The organism is Arthrobacter sp. 05L45_2, from assembly GCF_056397525.1.
Genome location: NZ_JBFTNO010000084.1, coordinates 1 through 19977, shown reverse-complemented (window position 1 = coordinate 19977; position 19977 = coordinate 1). Strand labels below are relative to the sequence as shown.

The 19977-nt window shown below is 70.1% G+C and carries 17 protein-coding genes and 1 pseudogene; 10 read left to right on the top strand and 8 right to left on the bottom strand.

Annotated elements, in window-relative coordinates; genetic code table 11:
- Positions 1-355, top strand: a pseudogene (locus tag AC1DHD_RS08620) (UDP-glucose 4-epimerase GalE); the annotation flags it as partial.
- Between the two features lie 23 nt (positions 356-378).
- Here AC1DHD_RS08620 and AC1DHD_RS08615 read toward each other — a convergent pair.
- The 5 genes from AC1DHD_RS08615 to AC1DHD_RS08595 form a co-directional block, all read right to left on the bottom strand.
- Complete coding sequence (locus AC1DHD_RS08615) at positions 379-1338, bottom strand: lipid II:glycine glycyltransferase FemX (protein ID WP_476879307.1); 960 nt, start codon at positions 1336-1338, stop codon at positions 379-381.
- A gap of 3 nt (positions 1339-1341) precedes the next feature.
- Complete coding sequence (gene manA, locus AC1DHD_RS08610) at positions 1342-2625, bottom strand: mannose-6-phosphate isomerase, class I (RefSeq protein ID WP_476879306.1); 1284 nt, start codon at positions 2623-2625, stop codon at positions 1342-1344.
- 68 nt (positions 2626-2693) lie between these two features.
- Positions 2694-4325 (bottom strand): LCP family protein, encoded by a 1632-nt coding sequence (locus tag AC1DHD_RS08605; protein ID WP_476879305.1) that lies wholly within the window; start codon positions 4323-4325, stop codon positions 2694-2696.
- A gap of 11 nt (positions 4326-4336) precedes the next feature.
- Positions 4337-4861: a 5-(carboxyamino)imidazole ribonucleotide mutase gene (gene purE / locus AC1DHD_RS08600; protein WP_476879309.1), complete on the bottom strand. Its 525-nt coding sequence runs from the start codon at positions 4859-4861 to the stop codon at positions 4337-4339.
- 74 nt (positions 4862-4935) lie between these two features.
- Complete coding sequence (locus AC1DHD_RS08595) at positions 4936-6093, bottom strand: 5-(carboxyamino)imidazole ribonucleotide synthase (protein WP_476879308.1); 1158 nt, start codon at positions 6091-6093, stop codon at positions 4936-4938.
- Between the two features lie 243 nt (positions 6094-6336).
- Between AC1DHD_RS08595 and AC1DHD_RS08590 the strand changes: the two genes are divergently transcribed.
- Complete coding sequence (locus AC1DHD_RS08590; protein ID WP_476879304.1) at positions 6337-6906, top strand: GtrA family protein; 570 nt, start codon at positions 6337-6339, stop codon at positions 6904-6906.
- Positions 6907-6917: 11 nt separating this feature from the next.
- Here AC1DHD_RS08590 and AC1DHD_RS08585 read toward each other — a convergent pair whose 3' ends face one another.
- Positions 6918-7634 carry a TIGR03089 family protein gene (locus AC1DHD_RS08585; RefSeq protein WP_476879303.1) on the bottom strand — a complete coding sequence of 239 codons (717 nt, stop codon included), beginning with the start codon at positions 7632-7634 and terminating at the stop codon, positions 6918-6920.
- 374 nt (positions 7635-8008) lie between these two features.
- On the opposite strand from AC1DHD_RS08585, the gene AC1DHD_RS08580 reads away from it, so the two are divergent.
- From AC1DHD_RS08580 to AC1DHD_RS08570, 3 genes are read left to right on the top strand one after another with little or no spacing between them, the layout of a single operon-like run.
- On the top strand, positions 8009-8386 hold the full coding sequence (locus tag AC1DHD_RS08580) for a WhiB family transcriptional regulator (protein WP_476879302.1): 378 nt from the start codon (positions 8009-8011) through the stop codon (positions 8384-8386).
- Positions 8387-8415: 29 nt separating this feature from the next.
- Positions 8416-11847, top strand: coding sequence for a glycosyltransferase (locus AC1DHD_RS08575; protein ID WP_476879301.1), 3432 nt, complete (start codon positions 8416-8418; stop codon positions 11845-11847).
- On the top strand, positions 11840-13573 hold the full coding sequence (locus tag AC1DHD_RS08570; RefSeq protein WP_476879300.1) for a DUF5719 family protein: 1734 nt from the start codon (positions 11840-11842) through the stop codon (positions 13571-13573). Before AC1DHD_RS08575 ends, AC1DHD_RS08570 begins: the two co-directional genes overlap by 8 nt.
- Before the next feature lie 8 nt (positions 13574-13581).
- On the opposite strand, the gene AC1DHD_RS08565 is transcribed toward AC1DHD_RS08570, so the two are convergent.
- Positions 13582-14082: a metallopeptidase family protein gene (locus AC1DHD_RS08565; RefSeq protein WP_476879299.1), complete on the bottom strand. Its 501-nt coding sequence runs from the start codon at positions 14080-14082 to the stop codon at positions 13582-13584.
- 186 nt (positions 14083-14268) lie between these two features.
- Here AC1DHD_RS08565 and AC1DHD_RS08560 point away from each other — a divergent pair, with 186 nt between their 5' ends.
- From AC1DHD_RS08560 to AC1DHD_RS08540, 5 genes are all read left to right on the top strand, one after another.
- Positions 14269-14658, top strand: a complete 390-nt coding sequence (locus AC1DHD_RS08560) for a DUF3499 domain-containing protein (RefSeq protein ID WP_476879298.1) — start codon at positions 14269-14271, stop codon at positions 14656-14658.
- An 83-nt stretch (positions 14659-14741) separates the two neighbouring features.
- On the top strand, positions 14742-15005 hold the full coding sequence (locus AC1DHD_RS08555; RefSeq protein ID WP_476879297.1) for a hypothetical protein: 264 nt from the start codon (positions 14742-14744) through the stop codon (positions 15003-15005).
- 88 nt (positions 15006-15093) lie between these two features.
- Complete coding sequence (ahcY, locus tag AC1DHD_RS08550) at positions 15094-16581, top strand: adenosylhomocysteinase (RefSeq protein ID WP_476879296.1); 1488 nt, start codon at positions 15094-15096, stop codon at positions 16579-16581.
- Between the two features lie 143 nt (positions 16582-16724).
- Complete coding sequence (locus AC1DHD_RS08545) at positions 16725-17951, top strand: L,D-transpeptidase (RefSeq protein WP_476879295.1); 1227 nt, start codon at positions 16725-16727, stop codon at positions 17949-17951.
- Between the two features lie 36 nt (positions 17952-17987).
- Complete coding sequence (locus AC1DHD_RS08540; RefSeq protein ID WP_476879294.1) at positions 17988-19226, top strand: L,D-transpeptidase; 1239 nt, start codon at positions 17988-17990, stop codon at positions 19224-19226.
- A gap of 11 nt (positions 19227-19237) precedes the next feature.
- On the opposite strand, the gene AC1DHD_RS08535 is transcribed toward AC1DHD_RS08540, so the two are convergent.
- Positions 19238-19977 (bottom strand): RDD family protein (locus AC1DHD_RS08535; RefSeq protein WP_476879293.1); only part of this gene is annotated, 740 nt, incomplete at its 5' end.

The following is a 19977-nucleotide window of genomic DNA, read 5'->3' as shown; positions in this document are numbered from 1 at the left end:
CTACAACACCGCTGACGGCACCTGCGTGCGCGATTACGTCCATGTGGCCGACCTCGCGACGTCCCACGTCGCCGCGGCCCGGGCCCTCGCCGACGGCCGGCCGCTGGAACGCGTCTACAACCTCGGCTCCGGCGACGGCCTCTCCGTGCGGCAAATCATGACGGCCATGGCCTCGGTCACCGGCATCGACTTCGAACCCGAGATCGGCCCCCGCCGCCCCGGTGACCCGGACCGGATCGTCGCCGACGGCGTCCTGGCCGCCCGCGACCTGGACTGGGAGATGCGCCACTCGGTGGAGGACATGGTGGCCAGCGCCTACGAGGCGCAGAAACGCGCCGGGTCGGCGGGAAGCTAGGCAGCTCCGGAGCCCCCGTGGCCTTACCGGCGCAGCTTGGCCCGGAGCCTGCCCGCGGCTTGTGCCGCCCCGCGGGCCAGCTGGTAGGCGCTGTAGCGCAGCTTGTTGACCGGCAGGTCCCACGTTCCGGGGTAGGCGATCTCGCGGCCGCCGAAGGACTTCTTGAAGGCCGTGAATCCGGCCCACTTATGGTCGGGCTGGTCCGCCGGGGCCACACCCCACAGGTCCACGTGGGCCAGGCCCTTGTCCTTGGCATCGGCCATCAGTGTCACGAGCAGCGGAATGCCCGCGCTGAGCTTCCGGTGGGTGTCATCGAGCGCGGCGTGCGCGTAGGTCCGGGTGTCCGCGGAGTCATAGGCCAGGGCCGCGGCGATCGGGGTGCCCTCCAGCTCGGCAATGAACAAGGTGGCGGCGCCGGCCGGCATGAGGGTGCGGGCCACCTCGGTGAGGTAATCGTCGCTTTGCGGCTTGAAGCCGTTGCGGGCTGCCGTCATGTGCAGGAACTCCAGCAGCACGGAAATCTCCGCCGGATCGTGGCTGGACCGGAATGTCACGCCCTTCTTGTGGATGTTCCGGTACAGGTTCCGGTTGACCGGCTTCATGTCCGCCAGGACGTCCTTGAAGTCACCATCCAGGTCCACGATCCAGCTGAGCTCGGGCTGCAGGTTCGCCGGCGCGGGCCGCAGGCCGCGGCTGCGCAGGACGGTGCCGGCGTCGGCGGTGGCAAAGCCGGCACTCACCGGCTCCAGCCGCACGGCCATGGCCCCGCAGCGGCGCGCCAGCGCCGTCAGCGCAGCCAGGGCGGCGTCGAACGCGGCCAGGGATTCGGCGAGCGGGCCGTACGGGGCGTAGAGCACCTTGCCGGCCGCGTTGGTCTCCTCGACGGCCAGGAACCGCCAGCCCTCTCCGGACTGTTCATGTACGGTGCGGCCGAGGGCACGCTGGACGTTGGCCCAGTCGGGGCCTTGCAGGAAGTAGTCCACGGGTCAGGCCTTCAATCCGGTCGTGACGGCAAATGCAACGGCGGGCCCGGTGGCGCCGGCGGCGGGGTGCACGTTGACCGGCGCCTCGGCGGCCGGCAGGAACGCGGAGGCGCCGCGCTCCAGGTGCAGGCCGGACTTGGGGGAGTCCAGCAGGACCGCGCCGGACACCACGATGATGACGGCGGCCCCTGCCTGCGCCAGCGGGACGGGCTCTGCGCCGGGCGCGAGTTCAATGCGCTGCAGGGAGAATTCCTCGAACGGCGGCCGGTAGAGCTCCTGGCCCAGCATGCTGGCCTCGGCGCTGAGCTCCGGGACACCCACGGCCTCGAAAGCGATGGTCTTCAGCAGCTCCGGCACATCGATGAACTTCGGGGTCAGCCCGCCGCGGAGCACGTTGTCCGAGGACGCCATCACCTCGATCCCGAGCCCGTGCAGGTACGCGTGGACGTTCCCGGCCGGCAGGTACACGGCCTCGCCCGGCGCCAGCGAGATCCGGTTCAGCAGCAGCGAGATCAGGACACCCGGGTCCCCGGGGTACTCCGCATCGAGATTGGCCACCGTGGAGAGGGCCGCCGTGTGTGCGCCCAGGGGTGCCCCGGACACCAGCACGGCGACGACGGCGGCCGTCGCCTTGGCAACGTCGTCACCGCCGGCGATGAGCCGTTCAAACGCGGACCGGAGGGCAGCGGGTTCGTCCGTGTGCGCCAGATCCCCGAGCAGCCGGGGAAGCAGGTCCGGAACCTCAATCCCGGCCAGGTCGAAGCAGTCCGCCAGGTGCTGGAAGACCGCCCGGGCGTCCGCCGCCGGGCGGAACCCGCACAGTGCCTCAAAAGGCGTCAGCGCGAAGATCATCTCCGGCTTGTGGTTGTCGTCCTTGTAGTTGCGCTCCGTGGCGGYACGGGCGACGCCGGCAGCTTCCTCGCGGTCGAAACCGGCCTTTGCCTGTTCCAGGGTCGGATGCACCTGCAGGGACAGCGGGTGCTCCGCGGCGAGGACCTTGAGCAGGAACGGCAGGCGCGGACCGAAGCGGGCCACGCTGTCGCCGCCCAGGAAGTGCTCCGGGTCGCCGGCGATCAGCTCGTCCAGCGGCCGCCGGCCGCCGTCGTGCACTGCCTCCGCAGCGTCCGTCCCCTCCGTCGTGGTGAGGGCCATGGAGGGGGAGTCCGGGTGGGCCCCGATCCACAGCTCCGCCTCCGGGCCTCCGGACTCGGGCCGGCCGAGCAGCCGCGCGATCGCTGTGGTGGAACCCCACGCGTAGGGCCGGAGGACGTTCTCAAGTTCGTACACGGAATACCTATCTGCTCGCGGAGGGTGTGGCGGGAGCCGGCGGGACGGGCGGGATGCTGCGGGACGCCCTAGAGCGGGGCGCACTGGCCGTTGGTGGCGACCAGGTTGCGGATGGACTGCTCGTCCCCGTTGCGCTTGAAGTCGTTGAGCATCTTTTCGGTGATCGGCACGCCCTCGGGCGTGGTGGTCACCGGCGTGAAGTCGGACGACGTCGGCGACGGTGCGGGCGAGGTGCCCGGCAGCGCGCCGGCTGCGGAGAGCTGACCGGGCAGCGCGTCCGGCTGCCGGAGGGAATCGTCGGCCGCGCCCTGGGCAGGGGCCGGCGCGAGAAGTTTGTCCACGGCCTGGTGGATCTTGTTGAAGTCCGGGACGGTGGAGAAGGAAGCGTCGAAGTCCGGTGGTCCGATGGTCAGCCGGCTCACGGGCTGGCCCTTGGACTTCATGGCAAGGTCGACGAAGCTGCCCAGTTGGCTCGAGGAAATGTTGGAGTCGACCACCTTCGTGCCGGCCTTGACGATGTCCTCGAACTTCGCCAGGAGCGTTGCCGGGTCCAGCTGTTTGAGCATGGCCTGCTGGACACACTGCTGGCGGGCGATCCGTGCGTAGTCGTCCACGAATTCGCGGGAGCGGCCGTACCAGAGGGCATGAAACCCGTCCAGCTTGTTATCGCCTGCCGGGATCCAGCCCAGCGGCATACCGTGGATGCCGTGGGCCTCGTCAGTGGTGGGCCCGCTGATCGGCACCCAGCCGCCGGCCTTGATGCGGATGCCGCCCATGGCGTCGATAAGTTTGGCGAAGCCGTCCATGTCCACGAGGACGTAGGCCTGGACCTTGATGCCGAGGGTGCCGGAGACGGCCTCCAGGGTGGCCTGTGCGCCCGGATCCTCCACCCCGGGGTAGAGCTTCTTGTACTTGTTGGTGACCTCGGTGTTGATGGCGTTGATGAGGCACTCGTCGCCGCAGTTGTAGCCGTCCGGGTAGATCTTGCGCATGGGGGAGTCGGCGGTGAACTGGGCGTTCTGGAGGTTGCGGGGGATGGAAATGATGGCGGACTTGCCCGTCTTGGCGTCCACGCTGATCACGGACAGGCTGTCAGGGCGGCGGCCCGTGCGGTCCGCGCCGGCGTCTCCGCCCATCATCAGGAAGTTGTAGCGGCCCTCGGACGGCTCCATAGCCGGCCCGTTGGCGAAAATCGTGCCGATCGCGTCGCGCCCGACGTTCAGCAGGTACGCCGCGTAGCCCAGGCTGCCGCTGCTGAGCACCATCGCCAGGACCAGGGCGACCACGACGGCGGCCCTAGGACGCGGTTCCAGCAGCCCCGGCCGGATCAGCCGCAGCGTGTTGAGGAACAGCACCGCCCAGCCCACCGCCAGGGCCACAAGCACAATGACCAGCACCAGCGAGGCGGCGGCGTTGGCGATGATGTTGATCAGCGTCGAGCGGGAGGCGAGCAGCAGGACCAGGGCGATGGCCAGCAGCACCCAGGCCGTGAAAGTGACCTTCAGGGCGTTGCGGCCCAGGCGGCGGTTTCCCGCGGCGATCTGGGCGCTGCCGGGGACCAGGAGCGTCATAACGATCAGCAGGAGGGCGCGTTTGACCAGGACCCGCGGTCCCGCACCCGAGGGGTAGCGGACCGGGTTGGTCAGGGCACCCCGGGGCGGCTGCTGTTGGTGCGGTGCAGCGGTGGAACCTTTGCTCATGGACGGGATACCTACCGGCCGCCCCGCGTGACGCAGTTTTCGGCGGAGAAGACCTCGGCTACCTTGCTGCGCAGGTTCGCGCCCTTACGGGTGGCGGCGTCGTTGAGCTCCTGGGCGAAGTCCATCAGCTCGGACCTCAGCCGCCCGGCCAGCCCGTCGGTGCCCGAGGCGAGCATCCGCACCGCCAGGAGCCCGGCGTTGCGGGCACCCGCGATGGAGACCGTGGCCACCGGCACACCGGCGGGCATCTGCACGATCGACAGCAGCGAGTCCATCCCGTCCAGGGTTTTCAGCGGCACGGGCACCCCGATGACGGGCAGGGGTGTGACCGAGGCGAGCATGCCCGGAAGGTGGGCGGCACCGCCCGCTCCGGCGATGATGACCCGCAGGCCGCGTTCGTGGGCCGTCTGCCCATAACGGATCATTTCCGTGGGCATACGGTGGGCGGAGACGACGTCTGCCTCAAAGGGAATGCCGAATTCTGCCAGGGCCTCGGCGGCGGCTTCCATCACAGGCCAGTCGGAGTCCGAGCCCATCACAAGACCCACGATGGGAGCCGCTCCGTGGGCGGCGGGCCCGGAGGACGGCGTTGGGGTTTCGGTGCTGGCGTTCACGCGGTCTCCTCGGTGGTTCCGGGTGCGGTGGTGGCTGTGCCGCTGTACGCCCGACCGTCCCGAATGATGTTGGCAACTGTGCCCGCCCGCTGGCGGACCGAATCGACGTCGGCCGTCGAGGTACCGACCAGGTTGACGTGGCCGATCTTCCGGCCCGGCCGCACGGCCTTGCCGTAGCAGTGGACCTTGGCGGCCGGTTCGCTGGCGAGGGCCGCCGGGTAGGCGGAGAAAAGGTTCTGGTTCTCGCCGCCGAGGAAGTTCTTCATCACCACAACGGGGCCCAGCAGGTCGGTGGCGCCCAGCGGCAGGTTCAGGACGGCGCGCAAGTGCTGTTCGAACTGGCTCGTGACCGAGCCGTCCTGCGTCCAGTGCCCGGTGTTGTGCGGACGCATGGCCAGTTCGTTGATCAGGAAGCCCGCACCGACTCCGGGTGTTTCGAACATTTCCACGGCCATCACGCCGGTGACGCCGAGTTCGTTGGCGATCCGGATTGCGGCGTCCTCGGCGGCGGCGGCCACCTCCAGCGGGATCTCCAGTGCGGGGGCGATCACCTCATCGCAGACGCCGTCGACCTGGACGGTGTGCACCACGGGCCATGCCCGGGTCTCGCCGTCGGGGGTCCGGGCGACCATGGCGGAGAGTTCGCGGCTGAAGTCCACCTTCGCTTCGGCCAGGAGCGGGGACATGGCCTCGAACCAGTCAGCGGATTCGGCGGCGTCGGCCGCGGACGCAACGATCCGCACGCCCTTGCCGTCGTAGCCGCCGCGCGGCGTCTTGAGGACCACCGGCCAGCCGGCGTCGTCCCCGAAGGTAATGAGGTCTTCGACGCCGGCCACGGCGGACCAGCGGGGATTGGGCAGCTCCAGCCGGTCGATCGCGGCCCGCATCACCAGCTTGTCCTGGGCGTTGACCAAGGCATCGGGTCCCGGATGGACGTTGACGCCGGCATCGATCAGGGCCCGCAGGTGGGCGGTGGGGACGTGCTCGTGGTCGAAGGTGAGCACGTCGAGCCCGCGGGAGAACTCCAGCAGGTGGTCGAGGTCGGTGTAGTCGCCGACCGGGGCCTGGGCCACGGCGGCGACCGCCGAAACGTCCCCGCTCTCGGCGAGGACGCGCAGTTCGAAGCCGAGGGCGGTCGCGGCAGGGGCCATCATGCGGGCGAGCTGGCCGCCGCCAACGACGCCGATTACTGGAAAAGTCACATCCCCCAGCCTACCGAATACCGCACGGGAAGCGGCTCCCGGCCGCCGCGGCCGCCGCAACAGCCGTCTTTTTTGGCGTGTCCCGCCGGGCGGCAACCGATGGAATAGGGCCAGCTGGAAGCGCGCCGTCGAAAATCGGCGCTAAAATGGCATGTTGGCCGTACGGCCGCTAGGTACTACGGGCCACGGAGGGTCATGATTAACACACTTGCAGAGCGTGCGCGCGGGCTGGCCTCGCTTTTCTGGCGCGAGGTCGCTAAGTTCGGCGCCGTCGGCGGTGTCGCCTTTGTCATCGACAACGGCCTGACGTATTACCTGATGCACGGCGCCATGTCCGACAGTGAAGCCAAGGCCCGGTTTGTCGGCGCCACGGTCGCCACGATCTTCTCCTGGGTCGCGAACCGTTTCTGGACCTTCCGCCACCGCCGGCAGGAAAACGTGCTGCGCGAGTTCGTTATGTTCGTCCTCATCAACGGCATCGGCATCGGGATATCCACCGGCCTCACCGCCCTGGCCAAGTACGGCATGGGCATCACCGACAAGAACATGCTGTTCCTCGCCGGTGTGGTCGGCATCCTCGTCGCCACCGTGGTGCGCTTCTTCGCCTACCGCTTCCTGGTCTTCAACAAGGAACTCGATGATGAGCCGGAGTTCTCCCACGACCACGAGATCATCGAACGGCACCAGCACGGCCAGGCCGGCGTCAAGGTACCGGGGCAACCGGTCCACGAAGCCGACCCGTCCGGCACACCCGAGAACCGCTGATCCGGCGGCCGTCAGCTCCGGCTGACGCGCTCGTCGCCCAGCAGCCGGTCCGTCACGGCGACGTCCGGGTGGACCAGCACGACGGACCCGTCGCGCTGCCACGCCCCGAGGGCCTGCGCCAGGACTGACTCCAGCCCCTCCGCCGCCCGGACCAGCAGGCGTTCCCCGTCCCCGGCAGGCGCGGACGCTGACGCGGCGAACCCGTCCAGCAGTTCGGCGTGGGTGTAAAGGGTCCCGGACGCGCCGCAGACAGCCCTGCGGCCGGCCTCCGGGTCAACGTGGGCCATAAAGACGTCCCCGTGGCTGCGCACCTCGGCGGCATAGTCCAGCACCCCGGACGGCAACCCGCCGGACCACCGCATCGCCAAGGCCGGCAGCGCCACTGCCACAACGGCGTCGAACCCGCCCTCTGCGGCCGCCGGACCGGGTTCCGCGGTGGCCAGCAGATCGGCCTCCGCGGCGTCCAGCACCACCTCCATGCCAAGCTGCCATGCCGCCAGCGCGAGGACCACCGATTTCCAGTGCGCCGGCAGGTCCAGCCGCAACCGGGTGCCGGGTTCGGCATCGAGCTCGTCCTGCAGCAGGTTGCTGGTCTTGGCCACCCAGTTGTCGAGGACCCTGCCGGAAAGTTCCACCCGCTCCGCGTCGGGGCCGTACCAGGTCAGCCGGGGTGAGGTCGACTGTCCGGAACGAAGGTCTGCCATGAGGTTCAATGCAGGGATGTTCATCCGATCATCTTGCCACGGGGCCGCGGGCGTGATCTCGGTCACAGCTATGACCCCCGCGGCCGCGGACCCGCCAGCGGCGGTGGAGCGCCCGGCCGGAAAAGTTGGCGTAATTGCAAGCGAAACGGCGAAAAAGCCTCCAAAAAGTACTCAGTAGGCTGTCAATTTCGCGTCATCCCGCGGGACAGCCCGCAAAACTCCCGGGCGTGGCGTGCCCCGGCAATTCCCCGGAACTTGATTATTATCTCCGCTGCGGCTTGACTCCCGGATACTTACACACGTGTAATTAGGTATCGAAAGCCCATGCGCATCAGGCGGCACACAACCGAGTGTCCGAGGGTCAGGCAAGGGCTGTAAAAATCAGAGAGGGAACGCCGATGGGGCTTGCAGCGCGTATCCATGAAGACGAAGTTGTCGCCGGCCAGGCGACGGCAAAATACCGTTCACGCGGGGTGCCGAGCGACTGGTACGTAGACCCGGCCGATCCGGATGCGGCGGAGCGGTACAACGAACACACCCAGGATTCACTGCAGGACCAGGCCACGGCCTTCCTCGACGCGCTGTGTGCGCAGACCGACCCGGAGGCCTTTTTCCCGGAAAAGGGCGGATCCACCCGCGACGCCAAAAAGGTGTGCGGTGCGTGCAACGTGCGCTCGCAGTGCCTGGAGTACGCCTTGTCCAACGACGAGCGCTTCGGCATCTGGGGCGGCCTCTCCGAGCGGGAACGCCGCCGGCTTAGGAAGCGAGCAGTCTAATTCTTCAGGAAGTACGGGTCACCGCCGTTGTGGTAGCCCACAACGGTGGTGACTATCTCCCCAGGACCCTGGCGGCAGTGGCGGGGCAAACGCGCCCGGCGGATGCGGTCATCGGCATTGACACCGGATCCCGAGACCACTCGGCCGCACTGCTGGGGCAGGCCCTCGGACAGTCCAACGTCACCGTCTACGACCAGACCCGCAGCGGCATGGGCGGCGCGGTCCAGGCCGGGCTGAAGGCCCTTGCCCCTTGGCACGGCGACGCCGGACCGGCCAGTGCCGAGTGGATCTGGCTGCTGCACGACGACTCAGCGCCGGACCCCGAGGCCCTCGCCGAACTGTTGCACGCCGTCGAACGGGCACCCTCTGTGACCGTGGCCGGCTGCAAGCAGCTGGACTGGCACGCCGGACGGCGGCTGATCGACGTCGGACTTTCCACCAGCCGCTGGGCCGAACGCCTCACCCTGATCGAAGCCGACGAGCTCGACCAGGGCCAGTACGACGGCCGCAGCGACACCTTCGCCGTCAACTCGGCGGGCATGCTGGTCCGCCGTGACGTCTGGGAAGACCTCCGCGGCTTCGACCCGGCCCTGCCCGGCAGCGGCGACGACGTCGACTTCTGCTGGCGCAACCGGCTCGCCGGCCACCGGGTGGTGGTGGTACCGAGCGCCCGGATGTTCCACGTATCGCACCGGCCGCAGGCCCTGGGGAACGCGACGGCGGCCCGCAAGGCTCAGGTCCACCTGCGGCTCAAGCACGCCCCCGCATGGAAGGTCCCGCTGCACGCCGTCGGCGCCCTCTTTGGCAGTCTCTTCAAGCTTGTCCTCAGCATCGCCGTCAAGGACCCCGGCCACGGATTCTCGCAACTCCTGGCAACCCTGGGTGCACTGGCCCGGCCCGCCGCGGTGTTCCGCGGCCGCCGCAACGCCGCCCGCACCCGGCRCATCCGCCGGTCCGTCATCAAGGGCCTGCAGACACCCCGGCGCGAGGTCTGGGCCCACCGCCGCTCACTCATGGAGGCCCTGGGGTCCGATGATTCCAGCGACTCCGCCCGGCACGACGCGCTGGGCGAGCAGCCCAGCGGTGACTCCGCGGACGACTTCGCGGCCCTCGGCACCACCGAACGCGGCTGGGTGGGCAACGGCGCCCTGCTGGCCCTGCTGGTCACCGCGGCGGCCTCACTCGTCGGCCTCCTGAGCCTTTTCCGGGCCGAAGCCGTGACCGGCGGCGCCCTGATTCCCGTCTCAGCCCGCCTGGACGAGATCTGGAACCACGCCTCGAGCTGGTGGATCGCCCTCGGCGCCGGGCTGCCCGGCCACGGTGACCCCTTTGGCTACGTCCTGTGGGTGCTCGGCGTACTTGGCGGCGGCAATGCCAGCGGCGCCGTGGCGTGGCTGCTGCTCCTGGCGATGCCGTTGTCCGCGCTGGGGGCCTGGTTCGCCGCCGGCGCCCTGACCGCCCGCCGCCGTCTGCGCCTCGCCGCAGCCCTCGTCTGGGCCGGCGCCCCCGCCCTTCAGGTCGCCCTCAACCAGGGGCGCCTGGGTGCGCTGGTGGCCCATGTGATGATGCCCCTCCTGGTCCTGGCCCTGCTGCGCGCCACCGGGTCCGCTCCCGGCCGCGGACGTTTTGCCGTTCCGGCCCCGGGGGAGCGGCGCTTCACCGAGGCCCCGCCCGCCAAACCCGGTATCAACGGCACCCCGTCCTGGACCGCGGCTGCGGCCGCGGGCCTGGCACTGGCCGTGGTCACCGCCGCGGCGCCATCGCTGCTCCTCCCCGCCGTCGTCGTTGTGACGCTGTGCGGTGTACTGCTGCGGCGCCGCGGACGCACCATCTGGTGGTCCCTACTGCCCAGCCTCGCCCTGTTCCTTCCCTTCGCCATCTCGGCCGTCGACCGGCCGCGCGCGCTGCTGGCCGATCCCGGCCTGCCGCTCGGCTTCGACGCGGCGCCACTCTGGCAGCAGGCACTGGGACAGCCGCTGCGCTTTGAGTCCGGCGCCGGACTCGCCGGTCTGGCGGCCTTCGGCCCCGGGCCCGTCCCATGGGCGCTCCTGCTGGCACTGCTGCTGGGACTGCCTGTCCTGCTCCTGGCCCTCGCCGCCCTCTTCCTTCCCGGCCGGCACGGCACCAGCCGGCGGCCGCGGCTTGCCCGCAGCCTCTGGGCAGGCGCCCTGGTGATGCTGGCCGGCGGCTGGCTGGCCGGGCACGTTGCCACAGGCGCCAGCGCCGACGTCCTCGTCACCCCCTTTACCGGGCCCACCGTCTCCGCAGCGGTCTTTGCGCTGCTGGGCGCGGCGCTGCTCGGCGCCGAAGCCCTGCTCGACGCCGCGGACGGCACCGGCGACGCCGCCCTGGCCCGCACCATCCTGATCCGCGGCACCGCCATCGCGGCCACCGCGCTCCTGCTCGCCGCCCCGCTGGCGGGCCTGGCCGCGTGGGCGGCGCACAACGTGCTGCAGTCCGACCCGCCGGCCCTCGCCACGGCAGCCGGCGGGGACCCCGCCGCCGGCACCACAGCGGACACCGCCGACGCCGGCAGCATTGCCGGTGCCACTGCGGGCACCGGCACCGATCCGGACGCCAGCGCCGCGCTCGGCTCCCGCCGGCTGGTGCAGGCGGGCAAGGCCCGCACCCTCCCGGCGACGGCCATTGATCGTGGCGAGGGGCCGGAGCAGACCCGGACCCTGGTCATCTCCGCGCAGGAAAACGGCACCTTCGCGGCCGCCCTGATGCGGGGGGCCGGCACACGGCTGGATGACCTCTCCACAATCGCCTCCGCCCGTCCTGTCATCGGCGCACCGGGAGAGGAAACGGTCCGCGAGGACGACGCCGTTGCGGCCTCGATCCGCAGCGTCGTCGCCACGATCGCCGCCGGCCAGGGCGTCGACCCGCGCCGCAAGCTCGAACAGCTCGGCGTCGGTTTTGTGGTGCTGGAAGCCAGCGACACCTCCGCAGAGCTGACCGCGAGCCGGATGGACGCCGTCCCCGGACTCGTCGCCGTGGGCCAGACCGATTCCGGCTGGCTCTGGCGGATCAGCCCCCTGGACGGCAAGGCAACCAAGGCCGCCGACGTCGCCCACCGGGTCCGGATCATCAACCGCGCCGGTACCACGGTGGGGCTCCTGCCGGCCGGCGCCGTCGCCTCCGACGCCACCGTTCCGTCCGGACCGGAGGGCCGTCTGGTGGTCTTGGCCGACCGCGCCGACCCGGGCTGGAGCGCCTGGCTGGATGGCAAGCGCCTGACCTCCACCACCTCCGACTGGGCCCAGGCCTTCACCCTCCCCGCCCAGGGCGGCCGGCTCAGTATCCGGTACGAGAACCCGTGGGCCCTGTGGACCGGCATTGCCCAGTCCATCGTGATCGGCCTGACCGTCCTGCTCGCCGTCCCGATGCCCGCGCGCCGACCCAACACCGGGCTCTCCAGGGACGAAGGCTCGCTGCGTAAGGAACATCAGCATGCATGACGACCAGAACCCGGCCACGCCGGCGGAGCCGGCCAAGCCGGCCGACCTGTCCGGGCCCGCCGACACCAAGCGGGACCGCAGCGGCCGCACCGCCCAGCGTCCCGCGTCAGGACTGACCGGAGTCGCCCGGCTGCGCGGCGTTTCGCGGACAGTCGGCGGGATACTCTCCGCCGTCGTCCTCGCAGGCGCCGGCGGCGGCCTGGTCGCTGCAGCCGCCCTTGCCCCGCAGGGCCCCGGCACCCGGCAACTGAACCCGCCGCTAGCCGCCGTCCCCGCCGGCAGCAGTGTTGATATCTGCCCCGGACCGGCACGCCTCATCCAGGGCTCACCGGTCGGCACCGACCCGCAATTCAGCCCCGAATCGGCCACCGCCAGGACGGCAGTCAGCGCCATGGTGCTCAGCACCGGCACCGGCAACCTGCCCGGAAGCCGGCTCGCCGCGCTCACCGGGAACCCCCTGGTGGAACTCGCCAAACCCGTCCCGTCGGCGTCGGCTGCCCCGGCCCCCAGCCCTGCCCCCGCAGCCTCCGCGCCCACGCCCAAGGCCGGTGTGGTGCCGGACCGCAGTGTCGACGCCCCCAGTGTCCTCAGCGCCGACGCGCAGGGCAACCAGCAGCCCTCCGCCGGAGCCGTCCTGAGCTACACGGCCACCGACGGCGATCTCCGGGGCACGGCGGCAGCCGCCTGCCAGCGCCCGGCCAACGACCTCTGGCTGGTCGGCGCCAACACGGCCCTCGGCCGCACCGCCGTCCTCAGCCTCAGCAACGCCTCCGGCACGCCCGCCACCGTCAGCATCGATCTCTTCGGCGCCAAGGGCCCCATCCACGCCCCCGGCAGCCGCGGACTCCTGGTCGCCCCCGGCAGTACCCGCTCGATCATCCTCGCCGGCCTGGCGCCAGGACAGGAGCAGCTGAGCCTGCGGGTCCGCAGCACCGGCGGCCCCGTGGCCGCCGTCGTCCAGCAAAGCGTCCTCCGCGGGCTGACCCCGGGCGGCGTGGACTTCATCACCCCCGGAACAGCCCCGGCAACCCGGCAGGTCATCTCCGGGATCGACATCCAAAGCCCGGCCGGGCTGGCCGACCTCGCAGGAAAATCCGGCTTTGCCGACGCCACACCCGCCCTGCAGATCACCGTGCCCGGCGCCGCGGACGCCGTCGTGGAAGTCAAACTCTTCGGACGCGACGGCCAGAAACCGCTGCCCGGCGGCGGTGTGGTGACGGCGAAAGCCGGTGCCGTGACCCAGGTTTCACTCGCCGGCGTTCCGGCGGGGCATTACACGGTTTCGGCCAGCTCGGACGTCTCGTTCGCCGCAGCAGCCCGGGTCACCCGCGGGCTCAAAGCCGAGGACGCGCTTGACTTTGCCTGGGCGCCCTCATCCGCCCGGCTCGCCAGCCAGCACGTGGTCCCAGTGCCGCGGTCCGGCCAGCGGTTCCTCGTCTTCGGTGCACCGGATGGCAGGGCGGCGATCTCCTACGCGCCGATCACGGCCGACGGCACCATCCACCCGGCGGCCTCCGCCGACATCGCCGGCGGAACCACTGCCTCGGTCCGGATCCCCGGAGACGTCGACGGCGCACCGCTCGTGGGCTACCTGGTCTCAGCGTCGGGGGAGGCGGCCTACGGGGCCGTGCTGCTGCAGAAGGATGGCGGCTCGGACATTTCGAGCATCCCGGTCACGCCCGGGGCGGCAGGCCAGGAACAGGTCCCCGTCACCCTGGGGTACTAAACGGCCCGTTAGTAGCGGCGCCGGTACACCGGGTCCAGTGACTCGGGCGGCACGCCGAGCATCTCGGCCGTGCGCTCCACGACGACGTCGTGCACCAGGTCCTGGAGCTCCTCGCGGCTGCCGCAGGCCTGCTCCACCACCCGGCGGTACAGGGTGATTACCGGGCCTTCCTCGGCGGTCGCCGGAGCATACGCGCCCATCGGCGCCGGCGTGCCCTCGGCCACCAGCTGCTCGAGCCCTGGCGGGATCTCATCCACTGCGAAGCGGACACCGTCCAGCGGCTTACCCCAGATGTCGTGCAGGCGCTGGGCCGAATCAAGGACGAAGTCGTCAAAACGGTCCGATCGTGTCCGGTAGCCGGGCAGTGTTGGAAGCATCAGCTCGCCGCGGAGGCCCCGGCCGTGCCGGTTCCTGCGGCGTTGCCGGAAGCCCTTCCCCAGGGCGGTGCCGCCGGTGCCGGGGTCAGCCAACCGGACCGTAAAGCCGGAATCATGGTGCGATGACTGCATAACTCGACTCTAAACCCGGCGTCTGATTTCTGCGATATGGCGCCCTCCGGACGCGCCGCCCGGCTGCCCGCCGACGCGTGTGCAGCCCGCGGATGCCCTGCCGTTGCAGCGGTCGGGCCGCCGGCTGGGGCTGCACCGCGCGTCGATGCGCCCGGGCAGGGCCGCGGGGGAGTAGTCTGTGATGTCGTGGGTGCAATTCGTCAATGTTCAAGGTCAGCCTGCCGCAATTCGGCGGTGGCAACCTTGACGTACGTCTACGCCGATTCCACGGCCGTCCTCGGCCCCCTGGCGACCTACGCCGAACCGCACTGCTACGACCTCTGCGAACAACATGCCGGGACCCTGACAGTGCCGCGGGGCTGGGAAGTCCTGCGCCTGGCCATGCCCGCCACGCCGGCCGGCCCCGGACCCGATGACTTGCTGGCCCTCGCGCATGCCGTTCGGGAAGCCGCCGCACGGCCCGCAGCGCCCGAACCGGGCCAGGGCCAGCGTGCCGCGCATCCGGCGCTTGAGGCCCCCGCCGCTGCCGAGGGAACCCGCCGGGGACACCTGCGCGTCCTGCGCGAACCCTCCTGAACCGCGGACATGGCGGTAGGCTGGGAACAGATATTTCCGTACGCCACCGGCGCCAGCGGCGCCGCCCCCAGGGAGCCCTCACCATGCCAAAGATCAGTCCCGAACTGCTGTCTGTCCTGCGTTGCCCGGTGACGGGATCGGCGCTGGTCCAGGAGGGTGACGAGCTCGTCGCCACATCCCCTGCCGCCGACGGCGTGACGCCGCGTTACGCGATCGAGGACGGCATCCCGCTGCTGCTCCCGCCGGAACTGCTGGCTGCGGCCACCGCGGCGCCGTCGGATCAGCACGACGGCGGCCAGCCCGACGGCGGCCGGCGCGAGGGCGCACCCCGGCACGCCGCAGAGTAGTTTCCGCCGCGGGCCCATCGCCGGGCGCTGCGGCGCCGAACCACTTCCAGTCCCTTCAGCTACATTCCGGCTACCACAAAGGAACCCCATGACGTTCGACTATAAAATCGCCGACATTTCCCTGGCCGAGGCAGGCCGCCACCAGATCCGGCTCGCCGAGCACGAGATGCCGGGCCTGATGTCCCTGCGCGAGGAATTCGGCGCCAGCCAGCCGCTCAAGGGCGCCCGGATCGCCGGCTCCCTGCACATGACCGTCCAGACGGCCGTGCTCATCGAGACCCTCACCGCCCTGGGCGCCGAGGTCCGCTGGGCATCCTGCAACATCTTCTCCACCCAGAACGAGGCCGCGGCCGCCGTCGTCGTCGGCCCCGGCACCGTCGAGGACCCCCAGGGCGTCCCGGTGTTCGCTTGGAAGGGCGAAACTCTCGAGGAATACTGGTGGACCGCCGAGCAGATCCTGACCTGGCCGGGCGCCGACGGCAACCCGGACCTGGGCCCCAACATGATCCTCGACGACGGCGGCGACGCCACCATGCTGGTGCACAAGGGTGCCGAATTCGAAGCCCTCGGCGCCGTCCCGGCCACCGCGGACGACGAGTCCGAAGAGGGCCGTGTATTCCTTGACGTGCTGCGCGCCTCGCTGCAGAAGGACCCGCAGAAGTGGACCCGGATCGGCTCACGCCTGCTGGGCGTCACCGAGGAAACCACCACCGGTGTGCACCGCCTCTACCAGCTCGCCGAGCAGGGCAAGCTCCTGTTCCCGGCGATCAACGTCAACGACTCCGTCACCAAGAGCAAGTTCGACAACAAGTACGGCATCCGCCACTCCCTGCCGGACGGCATCAACCGCGCCACGGACGTCCTTATGGGCGGCAAGGTCGCCGTCGTCTGCGGCTACGGCGACGTCGGCAAGGGCGCCGCGGAGGCGTTCCGCGGCCAGGGATCGCGCGTGATCGTCACCGAAATCGACCCCATCTGCGCGCTGCAGGCGGCGATGGACGGCTACCAGGTGGCGACCCTGGAGAGCGTGCTGGCCGAAGGCCACATCTTCATCACCACCACGGGCAACAAGGACGTCATCATGGCCGAGCACATGGCCGGCATGCGTGACAAGGCGATTGTGGGCAACATCGGCCACTTCGACAACGAGATCGACATGGCCGGACTGGGCCGGATCCCGGGCATCAAGAAGGTCGAAATCAAGCCCCAGGTGCACGAATGGGTCTTCGAGGCCGACGCCGCGACCGGCCAGGACAGCCACTCCATCATCGTCCTGTCCGAGGGGCRCCTCCTGAACCTGGGCAACGCCACCGGCCACCCCTCGTTCGTGATGAGCAACTCCTTCGCCAACCAGACCATCGCGCAGATCGAACTCTTCACCAAGGCCGGCCAGCCGGAGGGTGAGCGCGAGTACGAAAAGCAGGTCTACGTGCTGCCGAAGATCCTCGACGAGAAGGTCGCACGCCTGCACCTGGACGCCCTCGGCGCGGAACTGACCGAACTGACCAAGGAACAGGCCGCCTACCTCGACCTCGACGTCGCCGGACCGTTCAAGCCGGAGCACTACCGCTACTAGGACGGCCAGCGCACCATAGGAAAGGGCTCCGGACTCGCCGTCCGGGGCCCTTTTTTGTGACCGTATCGTGGCGCGCGTGACGGCGGGCCGCCCCGGAAATTCACTTATGCTTTGCATGTAACGTCTGGAAGGACCCGAGTATAGTGATCGCCCCAAAAAGCTGGAGTACCGRCCGGAAAGTGGCCGTGCTGGCAGCTGTGTGCGCCCTCGCCGCAGGCGGCGGCGTGTTCGCCGCGGCCGGACCGCTGGCCCACGCCTCCTTTGCCTCCGAAGCCGCCTCGCCGGAGCGATCCACCCAGGGCCTGGCATTCCCCGTGGTGCCCCCGCTCGAGCTCACCGCTGCCCCCGCCAACGCCGCGGTGCAGGTCAACCCGGCCGCGCCCGTCACCCTCAAAGTCGGCAACGGCCGCATTGAGCGCGCCGCCCTGACCAGCGAGACCGGCCAGTCCGTGGACGGCGCAATCAGCGCAGACGGTTCGAGCTGGTCCGCCGCCGGTCCGCTGGAATTCAACACCCGCTACACCTACAGCTACTCCGTGACCGACGGCGCCGGACGGAGCACCAACACCACCCGCAGCTTCACGACGGTGACCACCGCCAACGAGGCCGACGCCGCCATCTACCCGCTGGACGGCATGAAGGTAGGCGTCGCGCAGCCGCTGCAGCTGACGTTCAGCGAACCGGTCCTGAACCGTGCCGCCGTCGAAAAGGCGATCAGGATTAGCTCCACCTCCGGCCAGGTGGGTGACTTCCACTGGTACAGCAACACCATGGTCCGGTACCGGCCGAAGGCGTTCTGGGCCGCCAACAGCACCGTCACCATGGACATCAAACTCTTCGGCGTCAACCTCGGCAAGGGCCAGGTGGGCAACTTCAACAAGAAGGTGACCGTCCACATCGGCGACAAGAGGGTCGCGGTGGCCGACGCCAAGGCCCACACCTTCACGGCCTCGATCAACGGCCGGCAGGTCGGCCGGTGGCCGGCCACCCTCGGCGACACCCGCTTCCCGTCCGCCCGCGGCTACCTCGTGCTGATGGAAAAGTACCGGGTGGAGCACATGGACGCCCGCACCATCGGGCTCAAACCCGGCGACCCGGCCTACTACGGCCAAATCGACGTCAACTACGCCACCCGGCTGACGCCCAGCGGCGAGTTCATCCACCAGGCCACGGACTCGGCCATGCCCTACCTCGGCAAGGTGAACCTCTCCCACGGCTGCGTCGGCCTCGGCCCGGCCGCGGCCAAATGGGTCTTCGACAACATGACCACCGGCGACGTCGTGCAGGTGGTCAACACCGACGGCGACTACGCCGCCCACACCGACGGCTTCGGCGACTGGAACATTCCGTGGACTAACTACGCGAACTAGGCCTGAATCCGGGGGTATGCAGTGGGGGATGCACGAATGAAGAAAACACGCGCGGGCTCGCGAAGCCGCGGCAAGATGCTGGCGGTCGCCGCGATCTGCCTGGCCATCGGAGCCGGCGGGACCGGCGTCGCCGCGGTCCCGGTCTGGGCGGACGCCGAGCTGCCCTCGGAGGCAGCCTCGCCGATGCGCAACGTCTCCGGCCTGGCCGCCCCCGTGGTGACGCCCGTCGAACTTGGGGTCACGCCGCTCGACGGGGCCGCGGACGTCAACCCGGCCGCGCTGCCGTCGGTGAAGGCCGTCAACGGGACGGTCAAAGGTGTGGTGCTGCAGTCCGAAACCGGCGGTACCCCCGTGCCCGGGACCACCAGCGCCGACGGTTCCACCTGGACCGCCGGCGAACCGCTGGAATTCGACACCCGCTACCGGTACAGCTACACGATCGTCGACGCCGCCGGCCGGGAAACGCACAAGAACCAGACCTTCGCCACGGTCGCCACCGCCAACGAGGCTGACGCCGCCGTCTACCCGGCCAACGGCAGCACCATCGGCGCCGGCCAGCCGATCGAGATCGTTTTCAGTGAGCCCGTCCTGAACAAAGCCGCAGTGGAGAAAGCCGTCAAAGTCACGGTCTCCTCCCGGCAGGCGGTGGCCTGGCGTTGGTACTCGGACCGGCGTGCCCGGCTCCGGCCACAAAACTTCTGGGCCGCCAACAGCAGGATCACCGTGGATCTGAAGCTGTTTGGCGTGGACTTCGGCAACGGCATGGTCGGCAACTCCAACGTGCCAGTCTCCTTCGCCGTGGGCCAGCAGCGCCTCGCCGTCGTGGACGACATCACCAAAACCATGAAGGTCTATTTCGACGGCCGGCTGGTCCGGACGGCGCCGGTCACCCTCGGCGACAAGGACTGGCTCTCGCCCTCCGGCTACGCGGTCATTATGGAACAGGAGCGCCGCTCCAAGTTCAACGCCGGGAGCATCGGGCTCAAACCCGGCGACAAGGGTTACTACCCGCCGCTGACCGTGGAGTACGCGAACCGGCTGACGACGTCGGGCGTCTACGTCCACCAGGCCCTCGAATCCGCGTGGGGCGCAGTGGGCCGGGCCAACGTCTCGCACGGCTGCGTGGGCCTGCTACCGGCCGACGCGGCGTGGTTCTTCACCAACATGAAGACCGGCGACGTTGTGCAGACCCTGAACACGGGGGCTGCGCCCGTGGAACCGCTCGAAGGCTTCGGCGACTGGAACATCCCCTGGGCGCAGTACGCCAAACGCTAAGGCCGAGGCGGCTAGCGAACGCGCTGGTACGGCAGCCGGCCCAGCCGGGCACCGAGCCGGGCGTTCCGCTCCCCGGTGAGGCGCAGGCGGTCCAGTTCGCGCCGGCTCCGCTCGCCAAGGACCGCCGTCAGATACTCCTCGGGCCCGGTGCCCGGCGGCGGCGGGGGAGCGACGTGCGTGGCCAACTCGGTGGCCAGGGATTGCGCCATCGCCATCCGGGATGCGGGCGACATCCGGCCGGCCTGGCGGATGAAAAGGGACGCGCGGCGCGCGGCCGCATCCGGAATCCGGCCAATATCGGCCAGTGACGCCCACGGCTGGAGCTGGAACGGCACACCGTGCAGGACCGGCGCCTCGGCGCGGACCCGGCGCCGCAGCGCATACGTTCCGGCCACGAAATCACCCAGCCGCTTGGACCGGCCGTTGAAGAGCGCGACGGCGACCGCCAGGCCGCCGACCGTGGCATAGATCTCCAGGAACCCGATCAGCCCGCGGATCAGGGCATGCCGGAACCGGATGGAACCGCCGTCGTCCCGTACGATCCGCAGCCCCGTGGCCAGCTTGCCCAGCGACAGGCCGCGGCTAAGGGTCTCCACGGTGACTGGCAGCACCACAAAGCAGAAGACCACGATCGACGTGACAATGGCTCCTGTGGCGGCGCTGTCCAGCCGGGGTGCCGCGGCGCCGAGCACCGTCAGCAGGCCGAACAGCAGGGCGCCGTGGGCCAGGACGTCCAGCAACAGCCCCAGCG

Excerpts from the sequence above, each read along its gene's own strand:
- AC1DHD_RS08580 (WP_476879302.1), top strand. The coding sequence starts at position 8,009 with ATGGGGCTTGCAGCGCGTATCCATGAAGACGAAGTTGTCGCCGGCCAG.
- AC1DHD_RS08555 (WP_476879297.1), top strand. The coding sequence starts at position 14,742 with ATGCCAAAGATCAGTCCCGAACTGCTGTCTGTCCTGCGTTGCCCGGTG.
- AC1DHD_RS08565 (WP_476879299.1), bottom strand. The coding sequence starts at position 14,082 with ATGCAGTCATCGCACCATGATTCCGGCTTTACGGTCCGGTTGGCTGAC.
- AC1DHD_RS08590 (WP_476879304.1), top strand. The coding sequence starts at position 6,337 with ATGATTAACACACTTGCAGAGCGTGCGCGCGGGCTGGCCTCGCTTTTC.
- AC1DHD_RS08540 (WP_476879294.1), top strand. The coding sequence starts at position 17,988 with ATGAAGAAAACACGCGCGGGCTCGCGAAGCCGCGGCAAGATGCTGGCG.
- AC1DHD_RS08585 (WP_476879303.1), bottom strand. The coding sequence starts at position 7,634 with ATGAACATCCCTGCATTGAACCTCATGGCAGACCTTCGTTCCGGACAG.
- AC1DHD_RS08605 (WP_476879305.1), bottom strand. The coding sequence starts at position 4,325 with ATGAGCAAAGGTTCCACCGCTGCACCGCACCAACAGCAGCCGCCCCGG.
- AC1DHD_RS08570 (WP_476879300.1), top strand. The coding sequence starts at position 11,840 with ATGCATGACGACCAGAACCCGGCCACGCCGGCGGAGCCGGCCAAGCCG.
- AC1DHD_RS08595 (WP_476879308.1), bottom strand. The coding sequence starts at position 6,093 with ATGATGGCCCCTGCCGCGACCGCCCTCGGCTTCGAACTGCGCGTCCTC.
- purE (WP_476879309.1), bottom strand. The coding sequence starts at position 4,861 with ATGGGCTCGGACTCCGACTGGCCTGTGATGGAAGCCGCCGCCGAGGCC.